Annotated in this window: 9 protein-coding genes and 1 riboswitch; of the genes, 4 read left to right on the plus strand and 5 right to left on the minus strand. The window is 64.7% G+C overall.

The annotated features are described in order from the left end of the window. Nucleotides 1-261 precede the first annotated feature (261 nt). From ACU0B3_RS03795 to ACU0B3_RS03805, 3 genes are read left to right on the plus strand one after another with little or no spacing between them, the layout of a single operon-like run. Complete coding sequence (locus ACU0B3_RS03795; protein ID WP_446259474.1) at nucleotides 262-1,323, plus strand: substrate-binding domain-containing protein; 1,062 nt, start codon at nucleotides 262-264, stop codon at nucleotides 1,321-1,323. 39 nt (nucleotides 1,324-1,362) lie between these two features. Continuing rightward, entirely contained in the window at nucleotides 1,363-2,667 is a 1,305-nt protein-coding gene (locus ACU0B3_RS03800) for a GH1 family beta-glucosidase (RefSeq protein ID WP_446259475.1), read from the plus strand. A gap of 32 nt (nucleotides 2,668-2,699) precedes the next feature. Beyond that, nucleotides 2,700-3,659 (plus strand): glucokinase, encoded by a 960-nt coding sequence (locus ACU0B3_RS03805; RefSeq protein WP_446259476.1) that lies wholly within the window; start codon nucleotides 2,700-2,702, stop codon nucleotides 3,657-3,659. Between the two features lie 7 nt (nucleotides 3,660-3,666). Here the strand turns inward: ACU0B3_RS03805 and ACU0B3_RS03810 are convergent, their stop codons facing one another. From ACU0B3_RS03810 to metZ, 3 genes are all read right to left on the minus strand, one after another. Next, the gene (locus ACU0B3_RS03810; protein WP_446259477.1) at nucleotides 3,667-6,396 is read right to left on the minus strand and encodes a ribonuclease E/G; all 2,730 of its coding nucleotides are present in this window, start codon (nucleotides 6,394-6,396) and stop codon (nucleotides 3,667-3,669) included. A 377-nt stretch (nucleotides 6,397-6,773) separates the two neighbouring features. Beyond that, on the minus strand, nucleotides 6,774-7,859 hold the full coding sequence (gene folE2 / locus ACU0B3_RS03815) for a GTP cyclohydrolase FolE2 (RefSeq protein WP_446259478.1): 1,086 nt from the start codon (nucleotides 7,857-7,859) through the stop codon (nucleotides 6,774-6,776). Between the two features lie 92 nt (nucleotides 7,860-7,951). After that, a complete protein-coding gene (gene metZ / locus ACU0B3_RS03820; RefSeq protein ID WP_446259479.1) occupies nucleotides 7,952-9,139 on the minus strand; it encodes an O-succinylhomoserine sulfhydrylase in 1,188 nt (395 codons plus the stop codon). A 59-nt stretch (nucleotides 9,140-9,198) separates the two neighbouring features. Then, nucleotides 9,199-9,276: riboswitch (SAM riboswitch) on the minus strand. A gap of 81 nt (nucleotides 9,277-9,357) precedes the next feature. On the opposite strand from metZ, the gene ACU0B3_RS03825 reads away from it, so the two are divergent. Further along, nucleotides 9,358-10,020, plus strand: a complete 663-nt coding sequence (locus tag ACU0B3_RS03825) for a glutathione S-transferase N-terminal domain-containing protein (RefSeq protein ID WP_446259480.1) — start codon at nucleotides 9,358-9,360, stop codon at nucleotides 10,018-10,020. Nucleotides 10,021-10,023: 3 nt separating this feature from the next. On the opposite strand, the gene ACU0B3_RS03830 is transcribed toward ACU0B3_RS03825, so the two are convergent. Further along, a complete protein-coding gene (locus tag ACU0B3_RS03830; protein WP_446259481.1) occupies nucleotides 10,024-10,638 on the minus strand; it encodes an inner membrane-spanning protein YciB in 615 nt (204 codons plus the stop codon). Between the two features lie 79 nt (nucleotides 10,639-10,717). After that, complete coding sequence (locus tag ACU0B3_RS03835) at nucleotides 10,718-11,614, minus strand: EamA family transporter (protein WP_446259578.1); 897 nt, start codon at nucleotides 11,612-11,614, stop codon at nucleotides 10,718-10,720. Nucleotides 11,615-11,635: the final 21 nt, after the last annotated feature.

Here is an 11,635-nt window from a genome sequence, read left to right on the forward strand (position 1 = left end):
CTTTTCGGCCTGTGGATAAAAGCGCCTCGAATCTGACCAAAGCGCTTTCAAACTTTTCCCAAACTACGGCCTCATTTCCAAACGTCAACCAGCTTTGCGGGCAGACTGCCGCAAGTTCAGGCAGAAAATGAAAGGCGCGGAATTCGGGGCAAAACCACTGTAAATCGTGGCGTACACACTCTGTCCGATCCGAAATACACTTTGAATGCGGTGTCAGACCTGCTCTAAAGCGAGGCAACTTGAAAGCGCTTTGACCCGACGATGAACCTCAAACAACTTTCCGATCACCTTGGCCTGTCGCAGACGACAGTCAGCCGCGCGCTGAACGGCTATCCCGAAGTCAGCGAGCGCACCCGCGAACGCGTTCAGAATGCTGCCGAAAAGCACGGCTATTCTCCGAACGCCCGCGCGCGCGGGCTGGCGATGGGACGCGCGCAGGCCATCGGGCATGTTCTGCCGCTGAGTGCACAGCACGAGATGGTGAACCCGGTCTTTGGCGATTTCATCGCCGGCGCTGGCGAGGTCTACGCGGGCGCCAATTACGACCTGCACCTGACGCTGGTCCCGGACGGCGATGAAGAGGCCGCCTATCACAAGATCGCCGCCAAGCGCTCGGTCGATGGGATCATCGTACACGGACCGCGCATGCAGGATCCGCGAATCGATCTGCTCGGAACGCTTGGCCTGCCCTTTGTTGTGCACGGGCGCGCCTCGGACGTCGTCGCGCCCTACGCCTGGCTCGACGTGGACAACACCCGCGCCTTTTTTCGCGCCGCGCAATTCCTGATCGACCTGCGCCACAGGCGGATCGGGCTGATCAACGGGCTCGAATTCATGGACTTTGCCCACCGCCGGCGCCTCGGCTATCTGCGCGCGCTTGAAGGCGCGGGTCTGCAGGTCGATCCGGCCCTCATGTCCTCGGCCGAGATGACGGAGATCAACGGACATCACGCAATGCGCCGGATGCTCGCCCTGCCCTCCCCGCCGACGGCCGTCCTGACCGCCTCGATCATGCTCGCCATCGGCGCGCGCCGCGCGGTCGAGGATGCGGGGCTGACGCTGGGGCGCGACGTGTCGATCATCACCCATGACGACGATCTGAGTTACCTGCGGAACGGCCAGGACGTCCCGCTCGATGGTGCGCCAGCCGGTCAGAACGTGCCGATATTTACCGCGACCCGCTCGTCCGTGCGTGACGCAGGCCGGCGCGTGGCCGAGATGCTGCTCGCCCGGATCGCCCAGCCGGGCGCCGCCCCGGAAACCAAGCTGCTCGAAGCCGAGTTGATCCTGGGCCGGTCCACCGGTCCCTGCCCGCACGCCTAGCGCGCGACAGCGCCTCACCTAGACTTACGAAAGACCTCTATGCTCACCCACTCTCGCTCGGATTTCCCTGACGGTTTTCTCTTTGGGACCGCCACTTCTGCCTACCAGATCGAAGGCCACGCCTTTGGCGGTGCGGGACAAACGCACTGGGACAGCTTTGCCGCAACCCCCGGCAACGTGGTGCGCGGCGAGGACGGCGCGCGCGCCTGCGATCACTACCACCGGTATGAAGAGGACCTGGACCTGATCGCCGCCGCCGGCTTTGACGCCTACCGGTTTTCGACCTCCTGGGCGCGGGTGATGCCGGATGGCGAGACCGTGAACCCCGAGGGGCTCGACTTTTACGACCGGCTGACCGACGCGATGCTTGCGCGCGGGCTGAAACCGATGGCGACGCTTTATCACTGGGAGCTGCCGCAGACACTTGCCGACATTGGCGGGTGGCGTAACCGGGAGACGCCGGCGCGTTTTGCGGACTTTGCCAGTGTCATCATGGGCCGGATCGGGGACCGCATGCACTCGGTCGCGCCGATCAACGAGCCGTGGTGTGTGGGGTACCTCAGCCACTTTCTGGGCGAGCACGCGCCGGGCATGCGCGACATCCGCGCCACCGCCCGGGCGATGCACCACGTGCTGGTCGCCCACGGTATGGCGACGGAGGTGATGCGCGGGCTGGGGATGCAGAACCTCGGTGCGGTCTTCAACTTTGAATGGGCGACGCCTTCGGATAACACGCCCGAAGCGGTGGAGGCGGCGGCGCGCTATGACGCGATCTACAACCGCTTCTTTCTCGACGGTGTCTTTAAGGGCACCTACCCGCGCCGCGTGCTGGAGGCGTTCGAGCCACACCTGCCAACCGGATGGCAGGACGATTTCGCGCTGATCGGCCAAAGGCTCGATTGGTGCGGACTGAACTACTACACGCGCAAGGTGATCGCGCCTGACCCGGGTCCCTGGCCTGCGCTGAAGGAGGTCGAAGGGCCTTTGCCGAAGACGCAAATGGGCTGGGAGATCTACCCGCAGGGCCTGCACGATTTCCTTGTGCGCACGGCAGAGGACTACACCGGGGACCTGCCTCTCTATGTCACGGAAAACGGCTGCGCGAGCGCAGAGCCGTTCGAGGATACGGACCGGATCGCTTACCTTGACGCACATCTGAGCGCGGTGCGGGAGGCGATTGCCAAAGGTGTGCCGCTGAGCGGCTACGTCGTCTGGTCGCTTATGGACAATTACGAGTGGGCCAAGGGGTACGAAATGCGGTTCGGCCTCGTGCATGTGGATTTCGAGACCTTGCAGCGCACCCCCAAAGCGTCTTATCGCGCGCTGAAAGCCGCGCTTGCCTGAAATTGGACCCGACCGTCTGAAAGGATTGCACCATGGGTGACCTCCTGTTCCTTGTTGCCGATGTGGGCGGCACCAACACCCGCGTCGGGCTTGCGCGTGGCACGTTGGTCGACACCGCTTCGATCCGCCGGTTCCGCAACCGCGACCACGCAGGGCTCGAGGACGTCTTGCGCGCCTACCTGGCCGAGAACGGTGCCAAACCGGATGCTGCTGCTGCCGCCGCCGCAGGGCCTCTGCAGGACGGTGGGGTGAAGCTGACGAACCTCGCGTGGCACGTCACGCCGGACGGGATTTCGGAGGCTACGGGGTGTGAGAAGGCGTCCGTTCTCAATGACTTGCAGGCGCAGGGTCATGCGCTTCCGTTTATCGAGGCGGGCAATCTGACGACGCTGATCGAGGCGCCCGAGGGGCCGGAGACGGCACCGCGGCTGGTGCTGGGCGTCGGGACCGGGCTCAACTCGGCCGTGGCTCTTCCGCACGCGGGCCGGGTCTTTGTGCCGGCGTCGGAGACGGGCCATATCGACCTGCCGATTGCCACGCGCGCGCATTTCGAGCTCGGCGCATGGCTCGCCGCGCGCCATGGGTTTGCTGCCGCCGAAGAGGCGCTGTCCGGGCGCGGGGTTGCGCATCTTTACGCCTGGGCTTGCGACCGGGCGGGCGTGCCGAACACACCCGAGGCTGACGCGCCGGCGGTGATGGAGCGGCTCGCCGCGGGGGACCCGCAGGCCGTGGTCGCGGCGCAGACCTTTGCCGAGCTTTTGGGCGGGCTCGCCGGCTCGCTCGCGCTGATCCAATTGCCGTTCGGCGGGGTCTATATCGTCGGCGGGATGGCGCGTGCGTTCACGCCGCAGCTGAACGATCTGGGCTTTGCGGATGCGTTCCGGGCCAAGGGGCGTTTTTCCGACTACATGCGCCAATTCGCCGTGCATGTCGTCGAAGACGATTACGCCGCGCTCACAGGGTGCGCGGCGTATCTGATCGATCGGGTCTAGGGCCGGCTTATTTTCGCGACCACCAGCCGCGCCGCTTGGGCTTGGCCGGCTCTTCCGGGGCCGGAGCGGGCGCTGGTTCGGCAACTGGTTCGGGGACCGGTTCCGGCATCAGGTCTGGCTCCGGCGTTTGGTCCGGCGCGGGCGTCAGATCGGCCTGGACGTCGGGCTTTGGTTCCGGCGCGGGTTCCAGCTCGGCGGTTAACACGTCATCGGCGGCAGCCGTCTCGGTTGGAGCTTCGGCTGGGACTGCTGCCTCAGCCTCGACGTCGACCTTTTTCTTGCGCGGGGCACGCTTGCGCTTGGGCTTTTCCTCGGGCGCGGGCGCGTCTTGAGTCGCTGAGGCCTCTTCGCCTTCTGGTTGTGCCTCGTCGCTTGCTTCGAGCACCGTCTCAGCATCAGCCTTTTTCTTGCGCGGCGCGCGTTTGCGCTTGGGTTTTTCCTCTAGCGCAGGCTCGGCGTCGGCCGCTGCAGTTTCGACCTGTTCGGCGTCCTCGACCGGCTCTGCTTTGGCTTTCGACCTGCGGCGGCGCTTGGGCTTTTCAGCCTCGCCTTCGGCCTCTGATGGGGTCTCTGCGGGTGCCTCATCGGCCTCCTGGGAGGCCGCCTCGGCAGGACTTTCGTCCTCGGTTGCCGGGCTGTCTTCGGAAGCTGCGTCGCTGCCGCCCCCTTTGCCCCGACGGCGACGCCGGCGACGGCGCTTCTTGGGCTTGGTTTCGTCGTCGGCCTCAGGCGTTGCCGCCTCCGTGGAGACGTCTTCAGCCTCTTCCTCGGGCGTGTCGAACATGGACATGTCGACCGACACGACCGGAGCGGAGGGCTCGGGCACGACGCGCGTTGCGGTCTTGAACTTTTCGATCGAATGGTCGGGCGAGACCAGCATCGGATCACCCTCGACCCGGACCGAGAGGCCGTAGCGCGCCTCGATCTGCGCGATGTGCTCGCGCTTTTGGTTCATCAGGTAATTGGCGATGCCGACGGGCGCCTTGACCAGCACCTCGCGGGATCGGCGGCGGACGCCCTCCTCCTCGATCTGGCGCAGGAGCGACAGGCCGAGACTGTCGTCGGAGCGGATGAGGCCGGTGCCGTGACAGTGCGGACACGCTTGGGTTGTGGCCTCGATCATGCCGGGGCGCAGACGCTGGCGCGACATCTCGAGCAGGCCAAAGCCGGAAATCCGGCCCACCTGGATGCGTGCGCGGTCGGTCTTGAGCTTGTCCTTGAGCCGCTTTTCGACCGCCGTGTTGTTCTTGCGCTCGTCCATGTCGATGAAGTCGATGACGATCAGGCCGGCAAGGTCGCGCAGGCGCAGCTGGCGGGCGACCTCTTCGGCGGCCTCGAGGTTGGTCTTGAGCGCGGTCTCCTCGATCGAGCCTTCCTTGGTGGCGCGGCCGGAATTCACATCGACCGCCACAAGCGCCTCGGTCACGCCGATCACGATGTAGCCGCCGGATTTCAGCTGCACCGTCGGGTTGAACATCGAGGTCAGGTAGCTCTCGACCTGGTAGCGCGCAAAGAGCGGCATCGGGTCGGTGTATTGCTGCACGTTTTTCGCGTGGGACGGCATGATCATCTTCATGAAGTCCTTGGCGATCCGGTAGCCGTTCTCGCCCTCGACGATGACCTCGTCGATGTCGCGCGAATAGAGGTCGCGGATGGACCGTTTGATCAGGTCCCCTTCCTCGTAAATCTTTGCGGGCGCGATGGATTTCAGCGTGAGCTCGCGGATTTGCTCCCAGAGGCGCTGCAGGTATTCATAGTCGCGCTTGATCTCGGTCTTGGTGCGTTTGGCCCCTGCCGTGCGCACGATGAGACCGGCGCCTTCGGGCACTTCGATGGAGGTTGCGATCTCTTTGAGTTTCTTGCGGTCGGCTGCGTTGGTGATCTTGCGCGAGATGCCGCCGCCGCGGGCGGTGTTGGGCATCAGGACGCAGTAGCGGCCGGCAAGCGAGAGGTAGGTGGTCAGCGCCGCGCCCTTGTTGCCGCGCTCTTCCTTGACGACTTGCACGAGGAGGATCTGGCGGACCTTGATGACCTCCTGGATCTTGTAGCGGCGCGGGCGCGGCTTGCGCGGCGGACGGATGTCCTCGTGATCGTCGTCGTCGGCCACTGCCTCGATGCTGGCGTCCTTTTCGGCGGCCAGCGCAGGGGCGTCATCCTCCTCCTCGGGCACCTCGCTGTCTGCCTCGGAGGCTTCGTCCTCTACCGGCTTGGGTGCCGTCTCGACGGGTGTTTCCGCAGCGTTCGACGTGGCGTCCTCCACAACCTCTGCGGGTGCGGCGTCCGTGTCTTCTTCGGTGAGATCGATGGTCTCCATCCCGGAGATGTCACCGCCTTCAACCTCCGCCTGCTCAACGGCATCCTCATTGGCCACATCGGCGGCCTTGGAGGACCGGCGGCGGCGGCGTGGTTTTTTCTCTTCCTCCTCCTCGCGGGCACGCATGGCTTCGGCGTAGGCGCGCTCTTCGGCCATCAACGCCTCGCGGTCGGCGACCGGGATTTGGTAATAGTCGGGATGGATCTCGGAAAAGGCCAGGAAGCCGTGCCGGTTCCCGCCGTAGTCGACAAACGCCGCCTGCAGCGACGGCTCGACGCGCGTTACTTTTGCAAGGTAGATATTGCCAGCGAGCTGGCGCTTGTTTTCGGATTCAAAATCGAACTCCTCGACCTTGTTTCCGTCCACGACCACCACACGCGTCTCCTCGGCGTGGGTGGCATCGATAAGCATCTTTTTTGCCATGGTATCCGTCTGCACCGCCCAGGCCGTGCGCCGCCGGGCGGCGCGAGAAGGCGTGTGAGGTGACTTGTCTTGGCGAAGGATGCGCGGCTGGCCCCCAAGGAGGGGGCGACGTCTCTGATGGGTCGTCGCGCGCAGTGCATCGCGTTTCTCTCCGACAGGGCGGGCGCGTGGCCCTTGACCCTGTCCGTTTTGTGCCTCGGCCCTAAAGCCTGGGGGCAAGCGGGTCGACCTCGTCAGAGGCCACACTCATGCCGTCTGCGCAGCCGAAGGCCCGGCGCGGATGGCAGTGAATCTCATATCGGCACACGCAATACGTGCGACCGATACGCGCAACATAGGGCGAAGAGCGCCGAAATGACAAGCAGTTAAACCGCCGGTCAGCCGATGTGGTAGAGCGACTTGAAGAGCGCGGGGTCGAGGCTTTCGGCGGCGAAGGTCGCGCCCTCCGTCAGGACGGACACGGCGTCGTGGCTGTGCAGGCTCTCCTGGTGGCTGGCGATCACACGGTAGTCACCGATGCGCGGATCGCGCTGCAGCGCTTCTGCAAAAAGCCGTGCCGCGTCTTCGACAAAGATCGGGTTCGCGGCGTTCAGCTCGGCAAACGCCTGCTCGTCCTCGCGCTTGACCATCACTTGCGTCTCGGTCGGGATCGCGGCGCGGCAGAGCGCGACGATGTCTTCGAACCACGGGCAATCATCGCCCACCATCTCCATCGACAGGCGCGCGACGGACCGTTGGGAATGCGGCGTCGCGAGCTGGCCGCGGGTGCGTCGGGCGTGTTCGGAGAGCTCGAGCGAGCAAGGGCAGGTCGAGGAATAGACGTAGTCGAGATGCACGACCTTGCGGCGCACCCCGCCCGCCTCGATCACCTCGAGCGCGATGTCGTAGTACTGGTATCCCGACAGCCCCGAGCGCAGGCTCTCGACCTGCATGGGGAAGGAGAACTTCATCTGCAGGCGTGCGTCAAAACTCTCGAGGTCTGTTTTGTAGGCATCAAGCGTGTCCTCCATCACGTTGAAGGAAAACGTCTTTTCCGCGTTCTGGTAGAATGTCCGCATGATGCGGGACATGTTGATGCCCTTCTTGTCCGCCTCGAGGCTGACGGTGCCGGTCACACTCGTTTCCAGCGTCAGCGCGTCGCCTGCCTTGGTCCGGTACCGGATCGGCAGGCGAAAATTGGAAATCCCCACGTGCTGGATCGGACGCTGCGCGCCCCGGATCAGCGCCGCCGGGCCGTTTTGCAGGTCGGGCAGGCTGGCCTTGTACGCCGCATCGACGGTGAATTCCTGCGGGTAGTCGCGCGCCATCGGCGCAACGGAGGCAACAAGTGCGCGCATCTCGGGCGAGAGCGCAGCAAGCTCGGCCGCATCCGCGGTTTGCGCCCATGTGCGGAGCGTCGACATGGCCCGATCCGCGTCCTCGCGGCCCGGCATCCGTTCGATATCTGCTGCGTGAATGTTCATTTCAGCCCTCCAACCCATGAGGCGTGCGCATCATATAGGCATCGTCTGCCTTGCGATCCATAGGAGGGATACGCGAGGCCCGGGCAGATGGATCACTCCGCAGGCGTCACCTGATCGAGCGCGCGCGTCAAATCTGCGATCAGATCGTCCGAATCCTCGATCCCGACCGACAGGCGCACGAGGCCGGGCGTGATCCCAAGTTCGGCGCGCTGCGCCTCGCTCAGCCGCTGGTGGGTGGTGGTCGCGGGGTGCGTGATGATCGACTTGGCGTCGCCCAGATTGTTCGAGATCAGCACGGTTTCAAGCGCGTTCAGAAACGCAAAGGCGCCCGCCTGCCCGCCCGCGATGTCGAGCGTCACGATCGTCCCGCCCGCCCCCATCTGCGCCTGCGTCAGCGCGTGCTGGGGATGGCTCGGATGACCGGGGTAGATCATCCGCTCAAGTTTGGGATGATCGTGCAAAGCGTCGGCGATGCGGGCCGCGCTGGCGGTCTGGCAGCGCACGCGCAGGTCCATTGTCTCGAGCCCCTTGAGCATGACCCACGCCGTGAACGGGCTCATCGCGCCGCCGGTGTGCTTCATGTAAGGCTCGACGACGCCGCGAATGTGGTCGCGGGTGCCGAGGATGATCCCGCCAAGCGCGCGCCCTTGTCCGTCGATGTGCTTTGTGGCCGAGTAGACAACCACGTCGACGCCAAGTTCGACGGCCTTGGAATAGACCGGCGTGGCAAAGACGTTGTCGACGATGACCGTTGCACCAACTTTATGCGCTAGATCGGAGACGGACTTAATATCAATGACTTCCAGAGCGGGGTTAGCAATCGACTCAAAGAACACGGCAGAAGTGTTTGGCCGGATGGCGTTTTCCCACTCCTCGAGGTTCGTGCCGTCGACAAAGGTGACCTTAACGCCATAACGCGTCAGGATGTTTTCCAGCACGTAAAGGCACGACCCGAAAAGCGCGCGCGCCGAGACGACGTGATCGCCCGCCTTGAGGCAGGACATGAGCGCGCCCGTGACCGCCGCCATGCCGGAGGCCGTGGCAAAGCCGTCCTCGGTGCCCTCGCAGAGCGCCATGCGGGCCTCGAACATGGCGACCGTCGGGTTGCCGTAGCGGGCATAGATGTACTCGTCCGGCCCGCTTTCGATGAACCGGGCCTCGGCGGCCTCCGCGCTGTCGTAGACAAAGCCCTGGGTGAGGAAAATCGCCTCGCTCAGCTCGCCATATTGGCTGCGGCGGGTGCCGCCATGCACCATCTCGGTGCGTTTCGCGCGTGTCATCTGTGCCCTCCAAAGGCCTGACGCCCAAAGAAAAACCCCCAATCGGCCAAGCGAAAGGGGGTCCTTGCGTCCTGACCTCTTTAGCGGTGTGTTTAACGTGGCCCGCAATCCGGTAACAAATCGCCACACAGTTCAGATACTCTGCCGCCGCGGGCGCGTCAACGGCTTGCGCTGCGCCAAGGCTGTGGCACTCTGCGCGCAAACGAGGAGCCCCCCCGATGATCGACCTCTACTACTGGCCCACACCGAACGGATGGAAAATCTCCATTGCGCTCAATGAGATGCAGCTCGACTTTGAGACGCATCTCGTGAACATCTCGCAAGGGGAACAATTCGCTCCCGACTTTCTTCGCCTGTCGCCCAACAACCGGATGCCGGCGATTGTGGACCCGGACGGGCCGGACGGCGCGCCGATCTCGGTCTTTGAGTCGGGGGCGATCCTGCTTTACCTGTCCCAAAAGACGGATCAATTCGGCGGGCGCACGCCGCAGGAACGTGTCGCCGTCTGGGAATGGCTGATGTGGCAGATGGGCGGGCTTGGCCCCATGGCGGGTCAGGCGCACCACTTTCTCAAGTTTGCGCCGCGCGCTGACCCACCTCAGGACATTCCGTATGCAAAAGACAGATACCGCAATGAAACCGGACGTTTGTACCGCGTTCTTGATACGCGTCTGGCGCAGAACGAATACGTGGCGGGCGGCGTCTACACGATTGCGGACATGGCGATCTGGCCCTGGGCCTCGCTTTGGGAGGGACAGCAGCAGACGCTCGAAGACAAGCCGAACCTGGCGCGCTGGCTCGACACGGTGAGCGCGCGTCCCGGCGTCATTGCCGGGCGCGCCCTGCACGCCGACTTGCGCAAGGACCCGGGACCGAAGTGACGGTCAGCTTTCGGGCGTGTCTTCCTCGAAGGCGCCGAGCGAGACCAGCTGCCACCAGAGGAACGCAAAGAGCGCGATGGGAAAGCCGAACGTCTCGATCTTGACCCAGAGATCGGTCGAGAGCGTGCGCCAGATGATCTCGTTTGTGACTGCGAGCGCGAGGAACATGATTGCGAGGCGGCGCGTCAGGGTCATCCACCCCTCCGGCGTGAGCGGCAGCGCGTCCGAGAGCACGTAGGCGAGATAGGATTTTCCCCGCACCAGTCCGATGGCGAGGAGTAGCGCGAAGAAGCCGTAGACGATGGTTGTCTTCATCTTGAAGAACTTTTCGTCGTTGAACCACCAGGTAAGCGCGCCGAAGAAGATGACCATGACGGCGGTGAAGATCTGGATGCGCGACAGCTGGCCGGTGAGCTTCCAAAGGATGCCCATAGCGACGAGCATGATCGGGATGAAGGCGAGCGTCGCGACGATGAAGCCGCTGTACTCGGTCCCCGCCCAGGTGAAGGTCTGGTCCCGCAGCCGCAGGTAGATCACGAAAAACGCGATCGGCGGGCCAAGCTCGAGCGCCTGGCGCAGGAACGGATTGATCTCTTTGGCGGGGGGCGTGTCGGTCATGCGCGTGTGCTAGCGGTTTCGCAGGCGCCGGGCAATGCGGTTTGCACGCGGTGCTGAGGGCGGTGGGCTGCAGCCCACCCTACCCGCCGAACTCGACCACCACCGCGCCAAGGGCGATGAGCGCCATGAGCGCCGCGCGGCGCGGGCCGACGGTTTCGCCGAGGATCAGCCAACCGATGAGCGCCGCAAAGACGGTGGAGGTCTCCCGCAGAACCGCAGCCTCGCCCACCTTGTCGAGCCGGGTGGCGAGGATCACGCTGCCGAAGGAGCCGTAGGCGATGAGTGCGCCGAAGAAGCCGCGGAGCGCCAGAGGTGGCAGTGGCACCGGGGCGCGGCGCCATCTGAGGGCGGCGATGATCGGGAAGTCGATCGCGGTGATGAAGAAGAACCACGCCAGGAACGTAAACGGGTTGGGCGTCGCGCGCACACCGTAGGCATCCCACGTGGTGTAGACCGCCACGAGCGCGCCCGTGCCAACCGCGAGCCAAAGCGCGGGCACCAGCGTGTCACGCGCGACGGTGATGGTGGCGAGGTTGTAGGCCGCAAGGCCAAAAATGCCGGCAAGGAGGATGCCGACGCCGAGCCACTGCATACCAGTGAAGGTCTCGCCGAAGATCAGGTAGGCGCCGATCACCGTGAAGAGCGGGCCCGTGCCGCGCACGACCGGGTAGACGACGGTGTAGGCGCCGCGCGTGTAGGCCAGCGCCATGCCGACCTTGTAACAAAAGTGGATGCCGAGGGCGCCGAAGATCAGGACCCACTCCGCGCCTTGCGGCCAGGGCACGGCGAAGAGCGCGATGGGCGCCGACAGCACAAAGAGCCAGCTGTCGATGGCGCCGCGGCTGAGCCAAGGGTCGTGGCGGCCTTTCTGGAGGGCGCCGAAAAGTGCGTGCAGGAAGGCCGAGCTGAGCGCCAGGATCAGGGCGGCGCGGGTGCCGGCTTCGGTGCCTTCGATGGCGTAGATCAGCTCTGCGATGGGTCATGTTCTGGGGGCCAG

This window comes from Pseudaestuariivita sp., from assembly GCF_052825805.1.

Bases quoted from the DNA above. Each gene is read 5' to 3' on its own strand.
- ACU0B3_RS03795 (WP_446259474.1), top strand. From the start codon at position 262: ATGAACCTCAAACAACTTTCCGATCACCTTGGCCTGTCGCAGACGACA.
- ACU0B3_RS03800 (WP_446259475.1), top strand. From the start codon at position 1,363: ATGCTCACCCACTCTCGCTCGGATTTCCCTGACGGTTTTCTCTTTGGG.
- ACU0B3_RS03805 (WP_446259476.1), top strand. From the start codon at position 2,700: ATGGGTGACCTCCTGTTCCTTGTTGCCGATGTGGGCGGCACCAACACC.
- ACU0B3_RS03810 (WP_446259477.1), bottom strand. From the start codon at position 6,396: ATGGCAAAAAAGATGCTTATCGATGCCACCCACGCCGAGGAGACGCGT.
- folE2 (WP_446259478.1), bottom strand. From the start codon at position 7,859: ATGAACATTCACGCAGCAGATATCGAACGGATGCCGGGCCGCGAGGAC.
- metZ (WP_446259479.1), bottom strand. From the start codon at position 9,139: ATGACACGCGCGAAACGCACCGAGATGGTGCATGGCGGCACCCGCCGC.
- ACU0B3_RS03825 (WP_446259480.1), top strand. From the start codon at position 9,358: ATGATCGACCTCTACTACTGGCCCACACCGAACGGATGGAAAATCTCC.
- ACU0B3_RS03830 (WP_446259481.1), bottom strand. From the start codon at position 10,638: ATGACCGACACGCCCCCCGCCAAAGAGATCAATCCGTTCCTGCGCCAG.